The sequence below is a fragment of the Streptomyces sp. NPDC055025 genome (assembly GCF_053608565.1).
Genome location: NZ_JBSGVS010000032.1, coordinates 25,677 through 49,823 on the forward strand (window position 1 = coordinate 25,677; position 24,147 = coordinate 49,823).

A 24,147-nucleotide genomic window follows, 5' to 3' on the forward strand; every position below is an offset into this window, starting at 1 on the left:
GGCTTCCTTGACCCGTCGACCGCTGCCCCGGGCAGAGCTACAAGTGGCGGGAACTGCTGCCCGTGCCGCGCTCAGGAGCGGCGGGTACGAGCGCCAGGGTGGCGACGAGCCGGACCGGGGACGCCGTATCCCTCGGGTTCATCGTCTCGGCCCAGTCCCAGAACGGGTACGTCCTGAAGGGGACGAAGCCGAGATGCGCGAGGGCAGTCGCGCGGGTGGCGATGCTGGGGATGCCGTTGTCGGCGGGGATCAGGACCTCCGGCCAGTGCCCCGGCTCGCTGGAGAGGACGACGTACACCGCCCAATGCGCGCCATCCCCAGTGCGGCTCATCTGCGCGGTGAGCAGCTCGGCTTCGTGAGTCACCGGTCCCCCTCGGCGGCGCGGTTGGACTGGGAGGTCGCGGTGAGAAGTACGAAATGCAGGGCGCTCTCGGCCGTCTCGCCATACGCGTACGCACAGTCGGCGAGACCTGCGGCGCGCTCGGAGGCGCGGGTGATCTCCGCCGCCGCGCAGTCCGCCAAATCTTCATAGAACGCGAAGTCGGCAACGACGGCCTGAGCATGCTCCCGTTCGATCACCTGCTGTCGCAGTTCGGCCAGCCGCTTGCTTCCGGTCCACCGGCTGAGCGCCTCCCGCATGTCGGGCAGCGAGGCCACAGGCAGTACGTAACGGCCGTCGCGCCGGTCGAGTTCGACGTATGGCGGGCGTCCGCCGCTGAGTACGGAGCGGACGGCGGTGGCGGTGCCGTGGGCGTACGCCTGGGCGGCGTTCTCGTACAGCTTCTTTGTGCTGCTCCGCAGGTCGCCGTACAACTCTCCGAGCCGCCACAGGGCGTCATGCTGTGGACGAACGACATCCCGGCCCGGGATGCGGACCGCGCCGTTGATCGGGAGCAGTCGGGTGGGATCGGTGTGCCACGCGGAGGCTTGGGCGGCCTGGTTGGCGGTCCGGTACTCGCGGGCGGCGGCGCCGAGCGCGTGCACGCTCGCGGTCAAGCTGTCGAACCACGCGAGGGTGGGGCTGGGGTTGAACACGGGTCCTCCATAGGGACGGTGGCGGATGGGGACGGCGTGTCAGCCGAGGAACTGCTGCGTCTGCGTGGTGCCACCGGCGGCACCAGCACCACCGGCGGCGGACAGAAGGAGCGCACGGAGGTCGTTGCCCACGACGGCGACGAGACGCTGCTCGATCGCCTGCCACGAGGCGGAATCGATCGCCATCAGGGAGGCGACGGCGGCGGGGCCGCGGCCCTCGCCGATGGCCTTGAGCGCGTCGCGGAGTTCACCGGCGGCCATCAGCGAGATGCGGGGAGGGGCGGTGACGAGCTGCTCAGACATGGAGTGATGCCTTTCAGTGGTTTGTTCCGGATGCGGGTCAGTTGCCCTCAGTTGCCGAGGTCGTGAAGCGCGCTGCCGAGCGCGGACATGATCTGGTCGATCGCGTCCGCGGCTCCGGTGCGGGAGAGGTAGAAACCGAAGAGCACAGCGACGGCGGCGGCACCGACGCCGAGCGCCCTGAAGCACAGGAGCAGGGTCAGGAAGAGCCCGAACAGCGCGAGAGCGGAGATGGTCAGGAACATGGGCATGGCCTCCTTGATCGCGTCTGGTAATCGCGCCGGGTCAGCGGGTGGCGTCGTGGTGGAGGCGCGAAGCGCCGTTGTAGACGCGACGGCCGATGCGTAGACGCCTGCCGTAGCCAGCGCAACGGCGGCACTGGTGACCGCGCTTGAGCCTTCCGGCGCGGGTCTGATGGATCTTGTGACCCCAGCCCTTGCACTTACGGCAGGCTCCGTACGGGCTTGTGGTGCACAGCAGCGCGTAACAGAGCGCGAGGAATATCAGGATGGGCGTGATGGAGAGCAGGGAGGGCATGGCTACCCCTTCCAGAGCGGGATTCAGGGGGTGCGCGGGACCGGCTGCTAGGAGTTAGATGCCTGGTCGGAGTGGGTTTCGAGCGCTAGCGGGAGTGCTAGACCTAGCAGGGCTGCCTGCTAGGTCCAGCGGCGGTGAACGGGCGTCGGACGCGCGCCGTACGGCTATGCCGCGTCGGCCTGTCCGTCACGTTCCGCGATGGCCTTGATGACATCGGCGCGCTTGATGCCGCGCCGGTTGGCGCCCTTGCCGTCTTCGGTGGTTCCCCAGATCTGCGTAGTCCGGATGCCGTACGGCTTGAGCGCGACCGTCAGTTGCTCCGGGGTCCAGTCCCCGTAGACCTCCGGGCGGAGTTCGGCGAGACGCGGGACGACAGCTTCGTTCCAGAGCTTCGGTTTGTCGGCGGGAACGGCGGCGCGGAGATCGGCCAGCAGGTCGTACGAGGCGTGCGCGCCGGCCTCGGGCTCCTCGCCGAGCGCGTGTCCGGCGAGGGTGCCGGCGCGTTCGCGCAGAGCCCGTGCCCGGAGCGCGATCCGGTCGGCTTCGACCGCGTTGATGAACGCGGAGCGGACAATACGGGCGTCCGCGCCCTCCCCCAGGAAGTAGCAGATGCCCTTGTCGCCCCAGGCGAACATGCTGGCCCGGACCCCGCGCTTGTAAGCACCGGTCCCGAGCACCATGTCGTTCTCCGTCTGGCCCATGACCTTGAGGCACCAACGGGCCGAGGCGTTCGCACTGATCGAGGTCGGGATGCTGTCCTTGTCCGGCCGCTGGGTGGCCAGCAACAGCACGATCCCGGTCGCCGGGCCCCGCTTGACCAGGTCCGTACAGATCTCTTTGAACTCCGTGCCGTACGTGGGGTGTTCGAACCAGACCTGGCACTCGTCCACCCCGACCACGATCGGGTGGAGTCCGAGGGAGCGCTTCGAGGCCAACTCGGTGGTCACCTTCGACTCGGGACACATGTCGCGGGGAAGGGAACGGATGACTTTCGCCCGTCTGCGCAGCTCCCGCTGGAGTTCGCGAAGGTCCGCGATGGCGTATTCGATGTCCGCGTCTTCCTCGCCGGCCCGGTGCCGGTAGGCGACGCGGTCACCGACCGAGTCCAGGTCGCCGGTGCCCTTCAGGTCGTACGTGTGGAGTTCGGCTCGCGGGTCCAGAGCGGCGATGAGCAGCAGGAGGCGGAGCAGGAACGTCTTGCCCATCCTCGGGATGGCGCCGATGACACCCGCGATGAACATGAGCGTGACCCCGACCCACCGTCCGCGTTGGTCGGTGCCCCAGACCACCGGCTTGAAGAGATCGGTGGCCCCGGCCTTCGCCAGCGGCCATGGCGCCTGCTTGGTCAGGGACATGTCCTGATCCCCGACCCACAGGCGGAGTCGGCCGGTGTGCTCGTCCGGTACGGCCTCGGGCCACACGCAGCCCAGTGGGCGGCGGAGCCCGGAGGCCAGCTTGTCGCGCCGGTCGGCCACGTCCGTCACGGTGACGCCGTACGGAAGGTCGCCCTCGGCGAGCCAGCCCGGCCCGTCCCGGGTGATGGGGGCGGTGAAGGTGAAACCCGGGCCGCCCTTGGACTGGGCCTGGTTGATCGCGTGGATACCGAGAGAGCCCAGCGCCCGCAACACGATGTCGCTGGTCAGCTTGGTGGCCTTCGGGATCTCCACAGCCCTGTGGATAACGGGATCATCTGCTGGTTGTCCGAGTCGGCCCAGGGCCAGGGTTACGACTGCGCCGCTCAACGCCAGCAACCAGGCCGGTGCCAGGACGTACAGGGCCAAGGCGGTGGCCGTTCCCACGACAGTGGCGGCGAAGGTGACGACCGCGCGCCACCGCACCCGACGATCGCGCTGGCGGGAGAGCCTCAGATAGTCGTCGATGTCGTCGTTCGAGGCGGCCGACTGACGGAAGGGCTCGCCCTCAGCATCCGTCACCCACCGGAGCGAGCCGCCGACGAACCGGGCCACGCCGTGCGGCGACTGGCGAACGAGACGCAGGGTGTACCAGGGCGTGCGCACCGCGTGGTACGCCGAGACGTGCCACGCGTACGCCGCGACGCCGCGCCCGGCGGTCTTGAACTCGGTGCGGGACTGGGCCCAGGCCGGGATGACCGGGCGGCGCTTCGCGTCCCGTACCCGATCCATCAGGCGGGGGCCCACGGGTTCGCCGGGGCGGTCGACCATGACGGTCTGGCGAGGGTCGCCCGATTCGGCGGCGGCGCGGTCGGCCGACTCGGTCGGACCCGATCCCAACTCCTTCTCCAAGCGTGCGAAGAGCGCGCGCTCCTGGGCGTCGGGCTCCTCGGGCTCGTGCTTCACTGACGCTTCCTTCCGGACTGGGAGGGGAGGCTGAGGCCCGGCCCTACCCGCCAAAGCAGCGGCCGGACCTCAGTTCGGTGAGAGGTGACGGGTTCAGATCAGCCGTCGACCGGCATCGGCTCCGCTTCCTGGGGCCGGCGCTCGGACCGCAGCACGTCGCGCAGCTGGCGCGAACGGCTCTGGCTACAACCGATGGCCTTGCGGATGGGCTCCGCGTCGAGGCGCTCGTACGGCCAGTCGGCGGTGTGCTCGCGGGCCCTGGCGATCGCTTCTTCCCACGTCATACGCGGGCGGTACTTCTCGGCCTGTCGCCTCCGCCGGGGACGCGGTGTGGGCTCCGAGCCCGGCTTGTCGTCAGGGTCGGGCTCGTCTCCCGCGTCTCGCTCGTCTCGCTCGTCAGCCGAGAGCGAGCCCTCCGGTGTGAGTTCGCCCAGTTTGAGCAGCACCAGGTCTCGGCGCGGAGCCTTTCGCCGCCACGCCCGACCGTGGCTCTCGCGCAGCTCGGCATGGACCAGGAGCCGTTGCTTCTCCAGCGCCAGGGCTTCGCGATAGTCGGTGGTCTCCCAGAGCACCATCCGGCGCCATAACATCAGCGTGGTGAGGGGCGCGAACAGCCAGCGTGAGCGGCGGATGCGCTCCATCCGAGCTCCGGTCGCCACACCGACATTTACGGCGTAAACATGCGCGGCGATCTCGCTTAGCACGACCCACAGCAGAGGCATCGCGCCGTGCGCGACCTTCGCCGAGACCGAGGCGCTGGCCGCGATGTTCAGCCAGCAGGTCACCAGAGTGAGCGCCCAGGGCACGAATCGTACCCATGCCAACCGCATACCGAGCCGGATGAGTAGCAGGTTCGCCGCGGTGAAGACCGGGATGGCCAGGTCGATCCCGACCGGCAGCATCCAGGCGTCCGCGAACCCCCAGCGGGTGGCGGCGGACGAGACGGAGCCGAACGAGGCGACGAGCCCGAGCCCGCCGACACCCCCGCCGAGCGGAATCACCATGCCCAGCAGCGCTCTCTCCGCTGTGCTCAGCGGGGGAGGCTCCGCGACTTGTACGTTCCACTGGCTCACGCGGCGTCCCTCAGGCGATCCTTCGGCTTCGGCAGAGCACCCGCCGTGGGCCTGATCACGATGCTGCTGAGCTGAGCCGCGTACGCCGCGTTGAGCATCGCGATCTCGTCGTCCGCACTCTCTTCGAGCAGGTCGGCGAAGACGTCGCGGGCCGCCGCCTGGCGTACCGCACGCTGCTCGGGCGACTCGTCGCGCCCGCCGAGGAACAAGGCGCGGAAGTCTTCGTCCTCGCCCGCGGCTTCGTGGCCGCCGATGAACGTACGCATGGGATCTCTCCTGAGCACGGGACTGGATGGGATCGGGAGAGGCCGGCGCGGCGGGCATCGTTTGACCCGTCGACCGCCGTCGTCGGCCGGTGACCGCTTATCCGGAGTCATCCGGGAACTGAGTGGTCATGACCTCCGACGCCCGTGCCCTGCGGGGGCTTGGGCGCCGAAGATCAAAAGCACTCGTTCGTCGAGGCACGCTGTGCAGTTTTCAAGCAACGCCAGGGCGAGACCTAAAGAGGTCTTCTCCTCAACTCCTCTTTAGGAGTTTCCTCGACTGTGGCGTACCTCTCCACCAGTCGTCAAGACCTCTTTAGGAGTCGTAAGCTGGTGTCGTTACGAGAGAGAACGGTGAGCACTCATGGCCAAGGCATACGAGCGGATCGCGGACGAACTCCGTCAGTCCATTCGCGCAGGTGAGCTGAAGCCCGGCGACCGCCTGCCCTCCGAGACGAAGCTCGCGGAGGATCACCGGCGGAGCGTCCCGACGATCCGTGACGCGCTCCGGCTCCTCCAGGACGAGGGGCTGATCGAGAAGCAGCACGGCCGCGGCAACTTCGTACGCAAGCCCCGTACGCGCGTGCTGCGCACGAACCTCCGGCACCAGTGGGAGAAGGACCGTGCCCGCGAAACGGAGGCGGAGCGGCAGCAGACGGGAGCCACCGAGCACGACACAGGCCTCGGCGTAAACGATCTCGTCTTCTACGCGGCGTACCGCGAGATCAAGGCGTCCGAGGAGATCGCGAAGGCGCTCGGCGTGCCGGAGGGGACCCCCCTCCTGGAGCGCACCTACCGGACGCGGTACGCCGCCGAGAACGCCCCGTTCAACCTGGTGACCTCGTACCTCGTCCGTTCCCTGGTCGAGTCGAACCCGGACCTCCTGGACGAGACGAAGGAGCCCTGGCCGGGCGGCACACAGAACCAGCTCTACACCGTCGGCATCGAGGTCGGCCGTGTCGAGGAACTCGTCTCCGCCCGACCACCGACTCCCGAAGAGGCGGAGGAGCTGGAACTCCCGCCCGGGACCTCGGTCCTGGTGCTCCGGAAGACGACGTTCGACGTCAATGACCGGGTGGTGGACGTCTCGGATGTCACGCTGCCTGGCGACCGCACGGAAATGCTCTTCACCACTCCCCTGGAAAGGTGGTGAGTGCCGTGCGCCGGCGCATCATCATCGTCACCGCCGTACACGGCCCGTCCGCTCACTTCCTGCCGGACGCCTACAAGTCCCTTGTCGCACAGGACCTTCCCGCGGGCTGGGACTGGCACTGGCTGATCCAGGAGGACGGCCGGAGCGACGAGGTCGCGCCCCATGTCCCCGATGATCCGCGGGTGACGTTCCGGCAGGGGCGTCCCGGCGGTCCGGGTACGGCGCGTACGTTGGCTCTCGCGCACGCGGACGGCGAGTACATCAAGGTCCTGGACGCCGACGACCAGCTGCCGGCGGGCGCTCTGGCCCGGGACTTGGCCGCACTCGAAGGCGATCCCACCCTCGGCTGGGCGACATCGCGCGTACTGGATCTGCTGCCCGACGGCTCTACGGTCGGCTTCGAGGGCGACCCGGACAACGGGCCCATCGAGCGCGGCGCCGTCCTTGAGTACTGGTCGGCGAACAACTACCGGGCGCCGGTCCACCCTGCCACTCTCTTCGCCCGTCGTGATCTGCTGCTCGCGCTCGGCGGCTGGATGGCACTGCCGGCCTCGGAGGACACCGGACTGCTGCTCGCGCTGGACTCGGTCAGCCGGGGCTGGTTCTCCTCCGAGGTGGGCCTGCTCTACCGCAAATGGCCAGGCCAGGCCACCGGCCAGGCGGCGCACACCGACCCGGAGGAGCGCGATGCCCGCATGGCGGTGGTGGAGTCCAGGGCGCGGGCGCTGGCGTACCTGCGGTGGCAGTACCCGATCTCCAGCTGAACCGCGATGCTCTGGCCGGGTTGCGCGGGGGCGCGGCCACTGGCGGGCGGGCGCTGATAGCTCTGAGGCTCTTCCGTATCGAGCTAAACGGGTGAGAATGCCCGCCCCTGTTGAGACTTCGGATGCGAGGGAACCGCTTCCGTTGCGTTCGACAGAGGCGGGAGTTCTGGCTTATTGAGGCGCGCGTTTCAGACCCGCCCCGAAGATCTTGCTCCGCGCCTCCGTTCGCTTGAGGTATGCGACGTGTTCCGCTTTCAGGTCCGCGATCGTGTACTCAAGGAATTCCATGATCAGCTGGCTGGCGAGTACCCAGTTGAGCCGCCGACTCTCGAAGGCCACCCCGCCCGCGTCATACGCCACCGGAAACGACCCGCCCGGTTGATACAACGCCCCGTGCACTCCCGCCACCACAAACGACCGCACCCGCAACGCCACATGTCGTTCGCGTAAGTGGGGACACGCCCCGACCGAGGTGACCGCGCACGGCACGCACAGGGGCGGGTGCGTGGTGACATAGCCGGGCTTGTGCAGCTCCGGGTAGTCCGCGTCCTCGCCGACCAGCCAGAGTGTGCCTTCTGGCGTACGGTCCGACGGCCCGCCGCAGACCTGGCACAGCAGCTTCCGCATAGCTTGGCGCTGCCGCAGGAAATGCACATTCCCGAACTCCGGCTGCCCTTTCCCCGGACTGATCCCCACCCGCTTCCACAACACACCCATGTCATCTCGCTCGTATGGTCCTTCGTCGGCGTACGCGATGCCCCCATCCCTCACGAGCACCACGCCCGGCGGACGGTGCTCGGAGGACCAGCAGGCGATGTACGGCACGACCGGAGGCCTTCCCCGCGGCGCAGTCACGAGCAATCCCTCGTAACGGACCGTACGAGCGGCACCGACAACGACGCCCAGACCACCTTCCCCGGCCCACACCGCTCGGCTACGCCCCACGCGTCCGCCAACGCCTCCACCAGCAGCAGCCCCCGCCCGTCCGACGCCTCCGCGTCCGGCGTACGCGGCTGCGGACGCTCCGGCGAACCATCGTGCACCTCGATGCGCAGAGCGCCCGAACTGCGGAAGTACCGCGTCTCGATGGTCTGTTCCGGCGTCACCCTCGCGTGCCGCCCGGCGTTGCTCAGCAGCTCGGACAGGATCAGAGTGGCCGAGTCCTCCAGGACCGACAGGCCCCAATCGGCCAGTGCTTTCCGCAGCTCCAACCGCGCGTACGCGACGCATCGCGGATCCGTGCTCCATCGCAGCACAACGCGGTTGCCCGTTGGGTTCGGCGTGGGTTTCCCGTACATGTCACACGGCCTCCATCTGCGCTTTTCGCTCTCTGTAACGAACCTGCGGTTGCCTGTTACCAGGGTGAGCACTCGCGCGTAGTCTCAACAGGGGGAACCGCTTTACTTCTTGATCCGTAAAACTCCGGAAAGTGAGGCCATGGCCAAGGAAGTTGATGCCTCGTCAACCATGGGTCACCTGTTCGGCGCCCGCGTCCTCCGCCTCCGTACCGGACTGGGCATGACTCAGAAGCGGTTGGGGGAAATTGTCCGAGTGGAGCACTCGCGCATCTCGCAGATTGAACGTGCGACAGGTGCGAAACCCACCCTGCCTGTTGCTATCGCGCTGGATGAAGCGCTTGGGGCGGATGGGCTGCTGGTGGACCTATGGCCCCACGTCTACCGGGAGAGCTTTCCTGACTGGAGCCGTGCCTATATGGACGCAGAGGCAAAAGCCACTGAGATCTGGGCATACATGGGTCACACCGTTCATGGGCTGTTGCAAACCCCGGATTACGCACGGGCAATGCTGAGCATGGGGCGCTCACTCAAAACGAAAGAGCAACTTGACGAACGAGTGGATGCAAGGTTGGCGCGACAGGATCGCCTCAGCTCGCTAGTTCCACCGAGTCTGTGGGTCGTGCTTGATGAATCCGTGCTCATGCGCCCTGTAGGCGGGACGGCGATCATGCGTGGACAACTCCAACATCTGATCGCGCGAGCCATGGAGCCACACATCACCATTCAGGTACTCCCATTTGCGGCCGGCGCACATCCGGCTATGGGCGGATCACTCAACATCGCCACTGCCCCGGACGGAACATCCGTGGCGTACACCGAAGGCGCCGATAGTGGTCACTTGGTGGAGGACCCGGAAGAAGTCAAGGGCTATCAGGTCACTTACGATCACGTGCGGGCGCACGCACTGCCGCCCCAGACGTCGCTCGACCTCATGCGAGCCATAACGGAGGAAAACGACCGTGGCCCGACCCGTTCCCAGCGCCGCCGCCTGGCGCAAGTCGTCATACAGCAATCAGGAGGGGGGCGCATGCTTGGAGGTGGCAGAGGGGATGCCAGGCGTCGTCCCTGTTCGTGACTCGAAGGATCCCTCAGGTCCGGGGCTGATCTTCCGCGACCGTGCCTTTGCTGTCTTCGTATCCGCCATTCGACAGGACGGGTTCACCCGCCCCTGAACGGTCAGGCCGGCCACTGGAGCCCTGCCACTCACTCCCGGAGCGGCAGGGCTTTTCGCTGCCTTCCGTGTTCATCCGTGAGACCTACGCGTCGCCCGGCAAGAGGCGTGTACCCCTCGGTTACTCAGTAGGCGAGGCGTGAGTTCTGGAGATCTGTTGGTCTGGAATGGACTTATAGCTGAGTCTTGACCGGCACCTCATACACGATTTCGCAGGTGGCGGCTGGGATGACGATGTCCGCGGTCTCGACCGGGCGGGCATCGTCGCTGTAGTACGTCCGCCGGATTCGGGTCACAAGAGCGCCCCGCTGCACGCCGAGAAGTGTTGCTTCCTCGGTGCTGGCCTGTCCGGGCTCCGGCTGCTCCACCGCGTGGCCGACCGTGATGCCGATCTCGGCCATGCGGTCGACGACCCCTGCGCCCGCGTGCGGCCCGCCTTCGGGCAGTACGACCAGGGTGCCGGCCGTCAGCTCGTACGGTTCCCAGCTCGTCGACAGTTGGGCCGGCTTGCCGTCCACCAGGAACTCGTACGCTGTACGGACACAGAGGTCCCCTTCCGCGATGCCGAGGCGTGCGGCGATCTCGGCCGGCGCAGGAATCTTCGCGTCGGTGCGGCTTTCCCAGGTGCCCCGTTTGCCGAGCGATCCCATGTCGGCACTGAACGGTGACCCGCCGCGCTGCTCGCGGTACTGCGAGCGGACCAGGCGCAGACGTTCGCGGGGCTCCGCGACGTACGTCCCCGATCCCGTACGCCCCTCCAGCACGCCGAGCGAGATGAGCAGCTCCTGTGCGCGGCGTATGACGTTCTCGCCCACCCCGCATTCCCCGGCGAGTTGAGCCCGCGAGGGAAGTCGGTCCCCCGGCGTCCACTCCTGGTTGGCGATGCGTTGCCGCAGTACGTCCGCGATCCGGAGGTAGGGAGGTTGCTCACGCATATGGAAAATCTAGTCCACTAGCTCTAATCTAGTTAACTAGCTTTACTGAAAGTGATCTCGCGGCAACGGAGGCCCTGTGTCCTCACCTGAAGGACGTGCTGAGCAGGTCGCCGCGCGCCTCTCCGAAGCAGGGCTCACCGCGCGTTTCGTGGATCACGACAGCCATATCTGCGTCGAGGCGGAGGTACCGGACCTGGTCTCGGCGGGGTCCTGGCAGGAGCTGTTAGCGGTGCTGGAGACGGGCGACTCGTTCGGTCTCGCTGTCACCGGGGACGGCGGCCGGATCGCATGGGTCGCCATCAGCAAGAACGCCTCCGGGACGGCCGGCGCCGTCCCGGGGCACACCCATCAGCCATAGGGAGCTGATCAGCGTGTTAGACACTATCCGTCGTGCTGCCGCGTGGACCAGACGGCAGTTCAGCAGTACATCGAGGCCTGATCGATGGCGCGGCGGGCAACGTTCGCGCGGGATCGTGCCGCATCCCTTCGGGGAGTGGACGGCGCCTCCGGCACGGCTTGTTCCTCGTCCGACGCGGGCACTCAAGCACGCGGCGTCGCTTCGCGCGGAGGACAACGTCCTCGTCCGTCCGTACGTACTGACCAGCGAAGAGCGTGCACAGCTTTGGCGCGTACCGCGTGGTCGCGCGTCCCTGGCTCATCACCACTTCGACGCCGTGGAGGTCCGGTGAGATCCCTCCGTCACCAGCAATCTCGTGGCGGCGGCGCCGCGCCGCCGTACCGTTCTGCGGTTTGTCGTATCGGTTCGCACGCCGACTGTACGGAGTCGGAACCCGCCGCCGCTCCGGCCGAGCTGCCGCTTGTCTACGAGACATGCGTCTGCTCGTGCCACTTGCGCGCCGTTGAAGTCCCCAGCAAGGGAGCGGCGCATGGCTAATCGGTACGAGCACATCGCCGATGACCTGCGTCGGCTCATCGCTGTCGGCACTTGGCCCACTGGCGATCGGCTGCCGGCGGAACAGGAACTGGCCGCTCGCTACAAGGTCAGTACGCCAACTCTCCGCAATGCTCTGGAAATTCTCCAGGGCGAGGGGCTGATCGAGAAGCGTCATGGCAGCGGCAACTTCGTCCGTCGGCCCGGTCAGCGGATGACGTATGCCAACACCAGGTTCGGCGAGGCAGAACAGCGGGCCGTACCCGACGCCGCGGTGAGTGTCGGATGCGACACCAGGACGGTGGAGGTCGACGGCCAACTGGCGCTGTTCCTGGGCCTTGAGGCCGGCAGTCCGGTGACCGAGTACGTCTTCGTCGGTCACCAGGGCACCTCACCGAGGAGCCTGGCCCGTATCTACGTACCGCACGTGGTCGCGAGGCTCGGTGTGCCCACGGCGATCGAGTCTGTCTGGGGCGACGAGGTACGGGAGCTGCTGTCCGCCGCCGGGGTGCAGGTCACGCGGACTACCGAACGAATCACGGCCCGATTCCCCACGACCACGGAGGCGCAGACGCTGCGCATCACCACCCGGTCCCCCGTGCTGGCGGTGGAGCGCGTCTCGACCGACGCGACCGAACGCGTGGTGGAGGGGGCGCTCCTGGTGCTGCCCGGCGACCGCGCGGACATTCTCGTCACCACGGGCTCCGTGTCCGAGCGGTTGGAGCGGTCAAGATGAACGAGCATGAATTCGCAGGCACGCCGCCGTCTGTGCCCCCTCTTCCCGCGGCCTTGCGCTTGCTGCCGTGGGCGGACTCGGGAGGGAAACCGTGCTATCTGAGCAGCGATGACAACGGAAGTCTGATCTCCCGGCTGGCTGACGAGATCGAGGCCGCACAGACAAGTGCTGGGGCCGAGGTACTGAGGGACGCCGAGGCGGTCCTGGCCGACGGGAAGGCGGGGGCGCGCAAACTCCGCCAGGCGCTGACATGGACGACGGAGGCTCTGGACGTTGTGCTGAGGGTCGCGGAGAGCCGAGGCGCGCGGTTGCCGGTGCGTGACCACGACGGCGGCGAGGGCGCCGAGCCGTCGTCCGATGCCGTGGGATGAGGGCCGAGGGCCAAGGAAGCAGACCGAGGAACGGCCGGTGACCTCGACCTACTGCGGGTGCTGTACGGGCCACCGGTCGATCTGGTGCCCGGAGTGCTGCGGCTTCGAAGGCTGCGCGGCGTGCGGATGGACGTACCGAGTGCCCTGCCCACGATGCGCCGGCGGAACACTCGCCCCCATCTACTGGTGATGCGGCCCGGCTACCTCGAACCGGGGGAGCCGGGCCCTGTTCACGTCAGCGTCTCCGCGTCGACCCGCGAGAAGATCAGGTCGCTCTCGTCGACAACCTGCCCACGCCACCGGACGGGCACGACGGGTGCACCGCGCAGCGCGGCCGGGTAGCTCTCCGGCCGGTAGTCATTGGCGAGCCGGTAGACGTTGAACCCGTGGTCGCGCATGGTCGTGAGCAACTCCTCGGCGGAGTCGCCGAGCTGGGCCATCCGCTCAGGTGTCACCTCAACGGTGATCTCGGCGTCCGGCCGCAGCTTGTCGAGCATGGGCGCCATGCCCCGTACGACGCTCCCCTCGGCTCCCTCGACATCAATCTTGATGACCCGGGCAGTGCTGATTTCCGCCGAATCGAGCAGCTCACCCAGCGGCCGGGCCTCGATATCGAACGTCGACTCCGCCGGCCCGTCGTACGGCACGATGCTGTTCGCGCCCATGTTGGCCGAGCTGGCCAGCACGAACGTCAGCGTCTTCCGACTGTCCGAGACGGCCCCGTTCACCGCTCGCACGTTGCCCAACTCATTGAGCCGCACGTTCTGTGACAGCCGCTGAAGAAAGACAGGCGAAGCCTCGATCGCCACCACCTTGCCGCCGTCCCCGACGAGCCGCGAGGCGAGCACGCTGTAGTACCCGATGTTGGCGCCGACATCGACGAACGTGTCCCCGTGCCCCAACCGCCCTCGCAGCCATCGCGTCATATGCGGCTCCCACACCCCGAACAGGTAGATGTACCGCTGAATGAGGTCCTGAGTGTCAACGGCGAACCGTGCCCCGAACCGCGAGCGTACGACCCGCTGCCGGGGATGCTTCCGGAGCTGGGGATTCAGGTACCGAGCGGCGACCGATGCCTTCCCAAGCGCTCCCGCCGTGTGGCGAACGTACCCCCGGCTGAGGCTGACCAGTGTTGCCGAGCTGTAGCTACGCATCCGATCGCCTCTCCGTCGAGTCTCATGCAAACGGTAACGTCGGGGACCCCTTCTCGGACTGACAGGGACCATCCTTGCGGGTGTGGGGTGCCGGGCTGGAACTTCCGGCACCGGTCCACCGGAGAGACCACGCGGGCACCGGGCGAATTCGAGCAGGGATAGGGCTACTGCCCGTCGGGCAACCGTATGGCCCGCCATTTACCCTTGAAGGCGACGAGTGACATATGCATGAAAAGGCTTCCGACTTGCACCTTTCGCTCCATTTGAGTGTTTCAGTGAAACTACTTGAATTTCGCGCACTGTCGCCGTAAAGCAGCAGGTCAGGAAGTCTGCTCCCCGCACCCGCGGGGATGGTCCCAACAGCGCCGCGGACGGAGCCGGTGACCGACCCTGCTCCCCGCACCCGCGGGGATGGTCCCCGGTGCACGTTCCGCTGCTGCTGCGCGAGCACCTGCTCCCCGCACCCGCGGGGATGGTCCCCCGCGTGGCCAGGTCTTCCAACTCCGCTTCGCCTGCTCCCCGCACCCGCGGGGATGGTCCCTCGTGCGCGAAGTCCTCCAGCCAGACGCCGTTCTGCTCCCCGCACCCGCGGGGATGGTCCCCAGGTGGACGCCGGTCCGAGCTGAACGGGTAGCTGCTCCCCGCACCCGCGGGGATGGTCCCCCGCGAGCGAGACCGTACGGGCCGCCCGCAACCTGCTCCCCGCACCCGCGGGGATGGTCCCAGCCCCGGCGCGGGTCACCTCCCGCGCATGCACTGCTCCCCGCACCCGCGGGGATGGTCCCGCGATCCCCCGGGACGTGGGCGACCTGGTCGCCTGCTCCCCGCACCCGCGGGGATGGTCCCAGGGCGATCGGCCGGGAGATCGGCCGGAATGACTGCTCCCCGCACCCGCGGGGATGGTCCCGTCCCCGCCGATCTCGGCAAGGCGGACGGCCACTGCTCCCCGCACCCGCGGGGATGGTCCCGATGCCCCGCCATCCTGGCTGCATGACGAGATCTGCTCCCCGCACCCGCGGGGATGGTCCCCTGGTGTCCGGCACCAGGTCCGGGACGTTCGGCTGCTCCCCGCACCCGCGGGGATGGTCCCTACCGCAAGTTGCACGGCAACCGCAGCCAAGCCTGCTCCCCGCACCCGCGGGGATGGTCCCAACCGTCTCCTGCGTTCGATTCGTGCTCGTGCCTGCTCCCCGCACCCGCGGGGATGGTCCCTCGACTCGCCACTCCATCCGCCGGGCCAGCTCCTGCTCCCCGCACCCGCGGGGATGGTCCCACTCCAGTCACGCAGCCAGCTCCGGAAGGGCTCTGCTCCCCGCACCCGCGGGGATGGTCCCACGGACTTCTCGCGCGGCTTGGCGCGCTTGAGCCGCTCCCCGCACCCGCGGGGATGGTCCCACCGCCCCCACGGCGCACGTGATGCTGTCGGTCCGCTCCCCGCACCCGCGGGGATGGTCCCTCGCAGATGTGGGCGACCCCGGTGGCGCGCTGCCGCTCCCCGCACCCGCGGGGATGGTCCCTCGGCGTAGAACCGGGGCCGCTCCGAGGGCAGCCGCTCCCCGCACCCGCGGGGATGGTCCCTACGAATGGGCCCGCCTCGAATGGCTGGCCGACCGCTCCCCGCACCTGCGGGGATGGTCCTGCGGATGGGGACGAAGTGCTGGCTGCCGACGGCTGCTCCCCGCACCCGCGGGGATGGTCCCCAGGACCAGGCCCCGGCGGAGGTAGAGGGGTCCTGCTCCCCGCACCCGCGGGGATGTCTCACCCCGCCCACCACGGGCCGGAGACCCCGAAACTGCTCCCCGCACCCGCGGGGATGGTCCCGTCAACCCCCAGCTCAGATACGACGCCTTCGACCTGCTCCCCGCACCTGCGAGGATGGTCCCCCGGACTTGGCGATGTCGATCTGGATCGCCTCCTGCTCCTCGCACCCACGGGATGATTTCCCCATATGCGCACGGTGACCGCTGATTTGCGTGTATTCATCAGTTCATGACCGCTGGAACGAAGCCCCGACCGAGGCTCGGAAACCGGCTCACAGGGGCCGTGCGGACCGTGTGGGCCAAGCATGATCGGGATACTGAGGGCTGGCTGCCGCTGTGGCGGCACATGGAGGACAGCGCCGCTGTGGCGGGGCTGTTGTGGGATCGCTGGTTGCCCATAGGCGTGCGGGGACTGGTGGCCGAGGTGCTGCCGGGCGGGGTCGATGACGCCCGGCGACTCGTGGTGTGGCTCGCTGCGGTGCATGACATCGGTAAGGCGACCCCGGCCTTCGCCTGCCAGGTCGACGCGTTGGCCGACCGGATGCGAGCGGAAGGGCTTGAGATGAAGACCCTCCGTCAGTTCGGACCGGAGCGCAGGATCGCGCCCCACGGTCTCGCCGGTCAGGTACTGCTGGGGGAGTGGCTCGAAGAGCATCATGGGTGGACGGTGAAGCAGTCCGCTCAGTTCGCCGTCGTTCCGGGTGGCCACCACGGGGTGCCGCCGGATTACACACAGCTCAAGGAACTGAACGACCGTCCGCACCTGTTACGCACACCTGGCGCGAGCCGGGCAGCGTGGCAGCGGGTGCAGTACGAACTGCTCGACGCATGCGCCGACGAGTACGAGGTACGGCAGCGGCTCGACGCATGGCGGACCGTTAAGCTGCCCCAGCCGGTGCAGGTACTGCTCACGGCTCTGGTGATCGTCTCCGACTGGATCGCCAGCAATCCCGATCTCTTCCCGTACTTCCCGCAGGAGACCCGTACCGGCGAAGAACGCGTCGCAGCCGCCTGGCGCGGGCTGAGCCTGCCGCCGCCGTGGCAGCCGGACGAGCCGCCCGAGGACGCGCAGGAACTCTTCGCTTCACGGTTCGACCTTCCGCCGGGTGCCAAGGTCAGGCCGGTCCAGGAGGCGGCGGTCCGTCTCGCACGTGCGATGCCCGTGCCGGGGCTGATGGTGATCGAGGCGCCGATGGGGGAAGGGAAGACGGAGGCCGCGCTCGCTGTGGCAGAGATCTTCGCGGCCCGATCGGGCGCAGGCGGAGTTTTCTTCGCGCTGCCGACCATGGCCACCGGCAATGCGATGTTTCCTCGTCTGCTGGACTGGCTGGAACGGCTTCCGGCCCAAGAAGGCGCGCGGCTCTCGGTCCTGTTGGCGCACTCCAAGGCCGCCCTCAACGAGGATTACGCCGATCTCATGCGTGTGAGCAGGCAGCCGATCGCGGCCGTCGACTCGGACGCGGATACCCAGCTCTCGCGGCCCGCTGACGAGAAGCGGTCCGCTCCGGCCGAACTGGTCGCGCACGTGTGGCTCCGCGGACGCAAGAAGGCGATGCTCTCGTCGTTCGTCGCGGGCACCGTGGACCAATTGCTGTTCGCCGGTCTCAAGAGCCGTCACCTCGCGCTTCGCCATCTCGCGGTGGCCGGCAAGGTCGTCATCATCGACGAGGCGCACGCCTACGACACGTACATGAGCGTCTATCTGGACCGGGTTCTGTCGTGGCTGGGTGCCTACCGGGTGCCTGTTGTGGTGCTCTCCGCGACGCTTCCTGCGGCCCGGCGCAGACAGCTCGCCGAGGCGTACGCGGATGCCGCCCCCGGTTCGGCGGGTGCCGCGGCGAAGGGGGCGGAGGAGTTCGAGGACGTGGCGCGCGCCGAGGCCTATCCCCTGCTGACCGCCGTGGCCCCGGGACACGCACCTGTCATGGAACAACCGGATGCCTCTGCCCGTGGCGCGGAGGTCCAGGTCGAAACGCTCGGTGACGACCTGGGCGTGCTGGCCGAGCGGCTCGCCACCGAACTCGATGGCGGCGGTTGCGCGCTGGTCGTGCGGAACACGGTCAAGCGGGTCCTCGACACCGCCAAGGTGCTGCGGGAGCGCTTCGGCGACGAACACGTGACCGTGGCGCATTCGTCCTTCCTCGACCTGGACCGTGCGGCGAAGGACGCCGATCTGCTGGCCCGCTTCGGTCCGCCCGGAAAAGCCGGGGACCGGCGCCCGGTCGGCCGGCACATCGTTGTCGCCAGCCAGGTCGCCGAGCAATCCCTCGACGTTGATTTCGATTTGCTCGTGACCGACCTCTGCCCGGTCGACCTCATGCTTCAGCGGATGGGACGGCTCCACCGACATCAGCGAGGCGTGGGCCAGGCCGACCGGCCCGAGCGGTTGCGTACGGCCCGCTGTCTGATCACCGGCGTCGACTGGAGCGGCGATGTGCCCGTGCCCGTGCGGGGCTCCGTCGCGGTGTACGGCGCGTACGCGCTGCTGCGAAGCGCGGCCGTGCTGCTTCCGCACCTGACCGCTGCGACGGCCGACACCGCGGCCGACAACGGCACTCGGACCGGCAGCGGCACCGGCACCGGTATCGCCACCCGGACCGGTCCAGGCATGCCCGTACGGCTGCCTCAGGACATCAGCCCGCTCGTTCAGGGCGCCTACGCGGATGGACCCGTCGGTCCCGGGAACTGGGCCGACGCCATGGCCACGGCGCTGGAACGGCACGAAAAGCACCGGACGGACCAAGCAGAGCGGGCCGGCCGTTTCCGGCTCGACTCCGTGGGCCGCGCGGGCCGCCCGATCATTGGCTGGATCGCGGCAGGCGTCGGCGACGCGGATGACACCCGCGCAGGGCGGGCCCAGGTACGGGACAGCAAGGAGAGCCTGGAGGTCATCGTCGTCCAGCGCCGGTCCGACGGCGCGCTCGCCACGGTGCCTTGGCTGAGCGGGCGGCGCGGCGGGCTGGAACTGCCGGAGGACCGTCCTCCTTCGCCGCAGGCAGCTCGGGCCGCTGCCGGATGCGGCCTCCGTCTGCCCATCCAGTTCTCGTATGCCGAGGTGATGGACCGGGCGATCGCGGAACTCGAAGAGCTGTACGTACCCGCCTGGCAGACCAAGGACAGCCACTGGCTTGCCGGCCAGTTGATTCTCGCGCTCGACGCCGATTGGCAGACCCGCCTGGCAGGCTTTCTGCTCAAGTACAGCAAGACCGACGGCCTTGAGGTGACGATGACGGATGACTGAGACAAACGAAGAGACGACGGTGAGCGGCGAGTTATCGCTTTCGCTGTCGTTCGACCTGACCGTACGGCCATGGGTGCCTGTCCAGCGGCTGGGCGGCACCGAGGACGAGCTCTCACTGCGCGAGATCTTTGAACAGGCCAGTGATCTGCGCCGTATCGCCGCAGGACTGCCCACACAGCGATTCGCTCTCCTGCGCCTGCTGCTCGCCCTCGCACACGACGCCCTCGACGGACCGAAGGACATCGACCACTGGGCGGACCTGTGGAACGACGAGGACTGCTTCGCGCCGGTCTCCGCGTACCTCGACATCCACCGTGACCGCTTCGACCTGTTACACCCTTCGGCGCCGTTCTTTCAGGTCCCAGGTTTGCGCACGACACGGGACGAAGTGTTCTCCCTGAGCCGGATCGTCGCCGATGTCCCCAATGGCGAGCCGTTCTTCACCGCCCGGATGCCGACCGTCGACAGACTGGGCTTCGCCGAGGCCGCTCGCTGGATCGTCCACGCACACGGGTACGACACCTCGGGCATCAAGACCGGCGTTGACGGTGACCCCCGGGTCAAAGGCGGCAAGGTATATCCGCTGGGTGTCGGATGGGCCGGCACGCTCGGCGGGGTATACGTCGAAGGCAAGAACCTGCGGGAGACTCTGCTCCTCAACCTCATCGCCGGCGACACCACCGGCCTGCGGTGGACCGACGACGACCGCCCGGCCTGGCGGCGCGAGCCGGACGGCCCCGGCGCGGTCGGCCGGCAGCCCTCGGGCCTGCGGGACCTGTACACCTGGCAGAGCCGCCGCCTGCGGCTGCACTTCGATGCCGATGGCGCGTACGGGGTCGTACTCGGCTACGGCGACCCGCTGGCCCCGCACAATATGCACACCCGGGAGCCCATGACCGCATGGCGGCGCAGTCCGGCGCAGGAGAAGAAGCGCCGCGAAGGTGTCGTCTATCTCCCGCGCGAGCATGATCCGGCCCGTTCGGCCTGGCGTGGACTCGCGTCCCTGATCGCCGACCGGACCCGGTCGCCGCAGGGTTCGGATGCCGCTCCCGAGCTGAGGCCGGGCGTCATCGAATGGGTCTCCCGGCTGGTGGGCGAGGGGGAACTGCCACGCGGCTTCCTCATCAGGGCGTGCGTCGTCGGCGCGGTGTATGGCACCCAGCAGTCGGTGATCGACGAGACCGTTGAGGACCATCTCTCCATGGCTCTGGTGCTTCTGCACCGGCAGGACCGTGTATATGCGCAGCAAGCCATTGACGCGGTCAGAGATGCCGACGACGCCGTTATCGCTCTCGGTGACCTCGCCTCCGACCTGGCCCGCGCGTCCGGTACCGAGACCGATTCCGCCCGGAGCACTGCCCGCGCACTCGGTTTCGCGGCCTTGGACGGCCCGTACCGTCTTTGGCTGAGGGGTCTCACCGAAGACGAAGATCCCTACGAGCAGCGCAGGATCTGGCAGCAGAACGTGTACCGCCACGTCAGACAGCTCGGGGAGCGGGTCCTGGCCGACGCGGGCGATGCGGCGTGGGAAGGCAGGACCGTGGCGGTGAAGAAGGGCAGCGAGTGGCTCAACTCCGCCCTCGCCGAAAAGTGGTTCCGCGCCCGGCTCGGCAAGGTTCTCGGCCAGGCGTTCTCCGACGGCTCGTCCCCAGGTGACGACTCCGCATCCCGATCCGACTCCGCCGCCGAGGTGCCCGTATGACCACCGCCGCCCCGTCCACTGTCCCGAAGCGGGTCGGACTGCTCACCGGCGAGATCGTCGGGCGGTTCCAGAGGGGCTATCTGAAGGACGAGTCCCACGCCGTCGCAGCGCTGGCCAGGCTGCGGCGCGGCGCGGGCAAGGAAGCCCTCTGCGTGCCCGACCTGTGGAACCTGGTTGACACCCGCCCACTGCACGAACGCCCGCAGGACGGCGGGCGGCCACTGCGCGAGGACGAACTCATCCGCGCCGAGGACTCCGTACACGTGGCCCTGACCCTGTGGGCCCTGCATCAGCAGTCGCGGGGAACCGGCATGCACCGGTCCGACAGCCGGAAATCACCCACCGGCCTCGGCGCCGCCGTACGAGAGTTGATGACGCCGGGCGACATCGAGGAGCCCGTCCTCAAGCGTCTCGTCCGCGCCGGCAACGCCCCGGATCTGCCCGCGCTCGCCTCACGCCTGCGGGACATCGTCCTCCTGCTCCGCCGCGAGGACATCGCCCTCGACTACGCCCTGCTCGCCGAGCAGCTCTACCAGTGGCAGGAGACGGGTGGTCGTGATCCCGTGCGCCGCGCCTGGGGACGGTCGTTTCACGCCTACCGCCCGGATGACGAAGACACCGGAGACGGGCCGTCGGCGGCAGCCTCCGACCAGCCCGTACTTTCCGCAGACACCATCGACAAGGACGCCTTGTGAACCGCCTCTTCCTCGACGTACACGCCCTGCAGACCGTCCCGCCGAGCAATCTCAACCGTGACGACACGGGGGCTCCGAAGTCAGCCGTCTACGGCGGGGTGCCCCGCGCCCGGGTCTCCAGCCAGGCGTGGAAGCGGGCGACGCGTGAATACTTCGGCGACGAGCATCTGCTGGACCCGAGCGAGCTCGGCGTGCGTACGAAGAAGGTCGCCGAGGTCCTCGCCGACCGCATCGCCGACCTCGACGAATCACTGAAGGGCCCAGCCGCTCTCCGACTGGCGGCCGAAGTGATCCACGAAGCCACCGGCTCGAAGATCGAGGTGCCCACGCGCAAGGCCAACGCCGCCAAGGACGGTGACGACGAACCCGCGCCCGAGTCCAAGTATCTGATGTTCCTCAGCGCTCGGCAGCTTGACGGCCTGGCCGCGCTCGCCGTCGAGGGTGCGGCCGACATCAAGGCATTTTTCAAGGACAAGGAGAAGGGCAACAAGGCGCGCGCAAAGCAGATCGCCGACACCCGCCACTCCGTGGACATCGCCCTGTTCGGCCGTATGGTCGCCGACTCCGCCGACATCAACGTCGACGCCGCCGTCCAGGTCGCCCACGCCATCAGCGTCCACCGCGTCGATAACGAATCCGACTACTACACCGCCGTCGACGACCGGAACACCGACGCGGAACCCGGCGCCGGAATGATCGGCAACGTCGACTTCAACTCAGCCACCCTCTACCGCTACGCCGCGCTGGGAGTCCATCAGCTCGCGGCCAACCTGGGCGAGGGGCTGCGCGACGACGAACCGCGCACCGATCCGGTGCGCCGCGCCGTCGAGGCGTTCCTGCACGGCTTCATCGCCTCACTGCCCAAGGGCAAGATCAATACCTTTGGCCATCACACCCTTCCCGACGCGGTCGTCGTCAAGCTGCGTACCACCCGGCCCATCAGTTTCGTCTCGGCTTTCGAGGAGCCGGTCTCCGCCGGAGAGGAGTCGGGCTCGGCCGGGCAGGGCGGCGGGTACATGAAGGGGGCCGCCGCGCGTCTGGCGAAGTACATCCCGGAGGTCGAGGCGGTCTACGGGGACGAAGAGTCCACCGTCTCCTGGGTGCTGCGTGTCGGCGCGCACACCGAGGAGCTGAACGGTGTCGGCGCTGTGGTGTCGAGTCTGTCCGGGCTGGTGAAGTCGGTCGGCCAGGAGGTTGCCGGTCGCCTGGAGAAGCAGGCATGACGAGTGTGCTCACGCTCCGTATGGCGGGCCCCCTGCAGGCTTGGGGGGCCTCGTCCCGCTTCGTCCGCCGGACCACGGAGTCCGCACCGACGAAGAGCGGGGTGATCGGCCTGCTGGCCGCGGCGGTGGGCATCGAGCGCGGTGACGACGACGGGCTGGCGCGGCTGAGCGCCCTGCGCTTCGGTGTCCGCATCGATCAGCCGGGCACGCGGGTGAGGGACTTCCAGACCGCCCATCACCCGGTCACAGGCAAGTCCATGCCGCTCTCCGAACGCTTCTACCTGGCCGACGCGGTCTTTGTCGCCGCAGTCGAGGGTGACGGTACGCTCATCGGCTCGCTGCACAGGGCGCTGCGGTCTCCTGTCTACCCGCCCTACCTGGGCCGACGGTCCTGCCCGCCGGCCCGTCCCGTCGACCTTGACGTTCATCACGACACCGACCTCGACCAGGTGCTGCGGGCGGAGACCTGGCAGGCGTCTCCCTGGTATCAGAAGCTTCGCCGCCGAGAGGCCATGGTGCCCCTGGTGATGCTCCGGGACGCCGACGACGGCGCACGCGACGGAGATGTACTCCGGGATCAGCCGCTCAGTTTCGCCGCCGAGCACCGTCGGCACGGTCTGCGCACCGTGGTCAGTACGACGGTGGAGGTACCCAACCCGGCGGCCCTTTCGGTGCGTTCCGCCTCTCCTGCCCGCACCGTGCCGCCGCACGACCCGTTCGACGCGCTGGAAGACAGCCTTCCGGAAGAAGAGACCCACTGATGTATCTGACCCGTTTCCGCGTGAACACCGCGCGCCCGGGAGCCCGTCGACTGCTCTCCTCCCCCCAGTCGCTCCACGCCGCCGTCATGGCCTCGTTCCCCGGCTTGCTGCCGACGGAACCCACCACTCAACGGGTGCTGTGGCGGCTTGACCACAATGCCCGAGCCGAGGTCTTCCTGTACGTCGTCAGCCCCGACCGCCCCGATCTCACCCACCTTGTCGAGCAGGCGGGCTGGCCGGCGGCGTCCCTGGACCCGGCTACGCCCGGCTGGCAGAGCCGACCGTACGCTCCGTTTCTTCAGCGCCTCACTCCCGGCCGGACATGGGCCTTCCGCCTCACCGCGAACCCGGTGCACCACATCCGCCGCAAGGACGGTGAGCCGACCAAACGGACCGCGCACCGCACCCCTGTCCACCAGATGGGGTGGCTCCTCGAACGCCAGGAGAACGCGGGCTTCCGGATCGTGGAGAAGCCCGAAGGCAAGCGACTGCTGCCGGGCGGTACGACGTATCAGAAGTACGAGCACCATGGTGACCGGTATCAACTGACCGTTCGCGACCCACGCTCGCTGTCTTTCGCCAAGTCCGGGGAGGCGGACCGGAAGCGGCATCAGGTGAAGGTGGTGACCGTGACCTTTGACGGGCATCTCGAAGTCACCGATCCCGAAGTGATGCGCCGCACGCTCATCCAGGGGCTCGGGAAAGCCAAGGCGTACGGCTGCGGACTGATGACGCTCGCACCGCTCCCCACCACTGGCGGATGAA

Annotated in this window: 24 protein-coding genes and 1 CRISPR repeat array; of the genes, 13 read left to right on the plus strand and 11 right to left on the minus strand. The window is 68.3% G+C overall.

Translation table 11 applies throughout. The annotated features are described in order from the left end of the window. Positions 1-37: 37 nt before the first annotated feature. The 7 genes from ACWGDX_RS20445 to ACWGDX_RS20475 all read right to left on the minus strand — a co-directional run bounded on the left by ACWGDX_RS20445 (position 38) and on the right by ACWGDX_RS20475 (position 5,529). Positions 38-364: a DUF6303 family protein gene (locus tag ACWGDX_RS20445; protein WP_453627439.1), complete on the minus strand. Its 327-nt coding sequence runs from the start codon at positions 362-364 to the stop codon at positions 38-40. Beyond that, positions 361-1,035: a hypothetical protein gene (locus ACWGDX_RS20450; RefSeq protein WP_453627441.1), complete on the minus strand. Its 675-nt coding sequence runs from the start codon at positions 1,033-1,035 to the stop codon at positions 361-363. Before ACWGDX_RS20450 ends, ACWGDX_RS20445 begins: the two co-directional genes overlap by 4 nt. Positions 1,036-1,074: 39 nt before the next feature. Continuing rightward, entirely contained in the window at positions 1,075-1,338 is a 264-nt protein-coding gene (locus ACWGDX_RS20455; RefSeq protein WP_453627443.1) for a hypothetical protein, read from the minus strand. A gap of 47 nt (positions 1,339-1,385) precedes the next feature. Next, a complete protein-coding gene (locus ACWGDX_RS20460) occupies positions 1,386-1,580 on the minus strand; it encodes a hypothetical protein (protein ID WP_453627445.1) in 195 nt (64 codons plus the stop codon). Positions 1,581-2,036: 456 nt separating this feature from the next. Further along, positions 2,037-4,190 carry a cell division protein FtsK gene (locus tag ACWGDX_RS20465; protein WP_453627447.1) on the minus strand — a complete coding sequence of 718 codons (2,154 nt, stop codon included), beginning with the start codon at positions 4,188-4,190 and terminating at the stop codon, positions 2,037-2,039. Between the two features lie 98 nt (positions 4,191-4,288). Then, positions 4,289-5,263 carry a DUF2637 domain-containing protein gene (locus ACWGDX_RS20470; RefSeq protein ID WP_453627449.1) on the minus strand — a complete coding sequence of 325 codons (975 nt, stop codon included), beginning with the start codon at positions 5,261-5,263 and terminating at the stop codon, positions 4,289-4,291. Further along, on the minus strand, positions 5,260-5,529 hold the full coding sequence (locus ACWGDX_RS20475) for a hypothetical protein (RefSeq protein ID WP_453627451.1): 270 nt from the start codon (positions 5,527-5,529) through the stop codon (positions 5,260-5,262). Before ACWGDX_RS20475 ends, ACWGDX_RS20470 begins: the two co-directional genes overlap by 4 nt. Positions 5,530-5,890: 361 nt before the next feature. On the opposite strand from ACWGDX_RS20475, the gene ACWGDX_RS20480 reads away from it, so the two are divergent. Beyond that, entirely contained in the window at positions 5,891-6,679 is a 789-nt protein-coding gene (locus ACWGDX_RS20480) for a GntR family transcriptional regulator (protein WP_066953097.1), read from the plus strand. 5 nt (positions 6,680-6,684) lie between these two features. Beyond that, complete coding sequence (locus ACWGDX_RS20485; protein WP_453627453.1) at positions 6,685-7,443, plus strand: glycosyltransferase family 2 protein; 759 nt, start codon at positions 6,685-6,687, stop codon at positions 7,441-7,443. A gap of 171 nt (positions 7,444-7,614) precedes the next feature. Here ACWGDX_RS20485 and ACWGDX_RS20490 read toward each other — a convergent pair whose 3' ends face one another. Further along, positions 7,615-8,268, minus strand: a complete 654-nt coding sequence (locus ACWGDX_RS20490; protein WP_453627455.1) for a hypothetical protein — start codon at positions 8,266-8,268, stop codon at positions 7,615-7,617. Positions 8,269-8,294: 26 nt separating this feature from the next. Then, positions 8,295-8,741 carry an ATP-binding protein gene (locus tag ACWGDX_RS20495; RefSeq protein WP_453627456.1) on the minus strand — a complete coding sequence of 149 codons (447 nt, stop codon included), beginning with the start codon at positions 8,739-8,741 and terminating at the stop codon, positions 8,295-8,297. Positions 8,742-8,910: 169 nt separating this feature from the next. On the opposite strand from ACWGDX_RS20495, the gene ACWGDX_RS20500 reads away from it, so the two are divergent. Then, positions 8,911-9,816: a helix-turn-helix domain-containing protein gene (locus ACWGDX_RS20500; protein ID WP_453627541.1), complete on the plus strand. Its 906-nt coding sequence runs from the start codon at positions 8,911-8,913 to the stop codon at positions 9,814-9,816. Beyond that, the gene (locus ACWGDX_RS20505) at positions 9,779-9,913 is read left to right on the plus strand and encodes a DUF397 domain-containing protein (protein ID WP_383036029.1); all 135 of its coding nucleotides are present in this window, start codon (positions 9,779-9,781) and stop codon (positions 9,911-9,913) included. Before ACWGDX_RS20500 ends, ACWGDX_RS20505 begins: the two co-directional genes overlap by 38 nt. Before the next feature lie 172 nt (positions 9,914-10,085). Here the strand turns inward: ACWGDX_RS20505 and ACWGDX_RS20510 are convergent, their stop codons facing one another. Beyond that, entirely contained in the window at positions 10,086-10,847 is a 762-nt protein-coding gene (locus tag ACWGDX_RS20510) for a GntR family transcriptional regulator (RefSeq protein ID WP_453627457.1), read from the minus strand. Between the two features lie 76 nt (positions 10,848-10,923). Here ACWGDX_RS20510 and ACWGDX_RS20515 point away from each other — a divergent pair, with 76 nt between their 5' ends. From ACWGDX_RS20515 to ACWGDX_RS20525, 3 genes are all read left to right on the plus strand, one after another. Next, entirely contained in the window at positions 10,924-11,205 is a 282-nt protein-coding gene (locus ACWGDX_RS20515; protein ID WP_453627459.1) for a hypothetical protein, read from the plus strand. 529 nt (positions 11,206-11,734) lie between these two features. After that, complete coding sequence (locus tag ACWGDX_RS20520) at positions 11,735-12,475, plus strand: GntR family transcriptional regulator (protein WP_453627461.1); 741 nt, start codon at positions 11,735-11,737, stop codon at positions 12,473-12,475. Continuing rightward, the gene (locus ACWGDX_RS20525; RefSeq protein WP_453627463.1) at positions 12,472-12,846 is read left to right on the plus strand and encodes a hypothetical protein; all 375 of its coding nucleotides are present in this window, start codon (positions 12,472-12,474) and stop codon (positions 12,844-12,846) included. Before ACWGDX_RS20520 ends, ACWGDX_RS20525 begins: the two co-directional genes overlap by 4 nt. Positions 12,847-13,076: 230 nt before the next feature. Here the strand turns inward: ACWGDX_RS20525 and ACWGDX_RS20530 are convergent, their stop codons facing one another. Then, the gene (locus ACWGDX_RS20530; protein WP_453627464.1) at positions 13,077-14,000 is read right to left on the minus strand and encodes an FkbM family methyltransferase; all 924 of its coding nucleotides are present in this window, start codon (positions 13,998-14,000) and stop codon (positions 13,077-13,079) included. A 329-nt stretch (positions 14,001-14,329) separates the two neighbouring features. Further along, positions 14,330-15,883: direct repeats of the CRISPR family, unit length 29 nt; unit sequence CTGCTCCCCGCACCCGCGGGGATGGTCCC. Between the two features lie 223 nt (positions 15,884-16,106). On the opposite strand from ACWGDX_RS20530, the gene cas3 reads away from it, so the two are divergent. The 6 genes from cas3 to cas6e are packed head-to-tail and all read left to right on the plus strand — an operon-like array spanning position 16,107 to position 24,146. Continuing rightward, positions 16,107-19,001: a CRISPR-associated helicase Cas3' gene (gene cas3, locus ACWGDX_RS20535; RefSeq protein ID WP_453627543.1), complete on the plus strand. Its 2,895-nt coding sequence runs from the start codon at positions 16,107-16,109 to the stop codon at positions 18,999-19,001. Further along, complete coding sequence (gene casA / locus ACWGDX_RS20540) at positions 18,994-20,703, plus strand: type I-E CRISPR-associated protein Cse1/CasA (RefSeq protein ID WP_453627466.1); 1,710 nt, start codon at positions 18,994-18,996, stop codon at positions 20,701-20,703. Before cas3 ends, casA begins: the two co-directional genes overlap by 8 nt. Beyond that, on the plus strand, positions 20,700-21,398 hold the full coding sequence (casB, locus tag ACWGDX_RS20545) for a type I-E CRISPR-associated protein Cse2/CasB (protein ID WP_453627468.1): 699 nt from the start codon (positions 20,700-20,702) through the stop codon (positions 21,396-21,398). Before casA ends, casB begins: the two co-directional genes overlap by 4 nt. Continuing rightward, positions 21,395-22,621: a type I-E CRISPR-associated protein Cas7/Cse4/CasC gene (gene cas7e, locus ACWGDX_RS20550; RefSeq protein ID WP_453627470.1), complete on the plus strand. Its 1,227-nt coding sequence runs from the start codon at positions 21,395-21,397 to the stop codon at positions 22,619-22,621. The genes casB and cas7e overlap by 4 nt, the downstream gene beginning before the upstream one ends. After that, the gene (gene cas5e, locus ACWGDX_RS20555) at positions 22,618-23,382 is read left to right on the plus strand and encodes a type I-E CRISPR-associated protein Cas5/CasD (RefSeq protein ID WP_453627472.1); all 765 of its coding nucleotides are present in this window, start codon (positions 22,618-22,620) and stop codon (positions 23,380-23,382) included. Before cas7e ends, cas5e begins: the two co-directional genes overlap by 4 nt. Continuing rightward, positions 23,382-24,146 carry a type I-E CRISPR-associated protein Cas6/Cse3/CasE gene (cas6e, locus tag ACWGDX_RS20560; RefSeq protein ID WP_453627474.1) on the plus strand — a complete coding sequence of 255 codons (765 nt, stop codon included), beginning with the start codon at positions 23,382-23,384 and terminating at the stop codon, positions 24,144-24,146. Before cas5e ends, cas6e begins: the two co-directional genes overlap by 1 nt. Position 24,147: the final 1 nt, after the last annotated feature.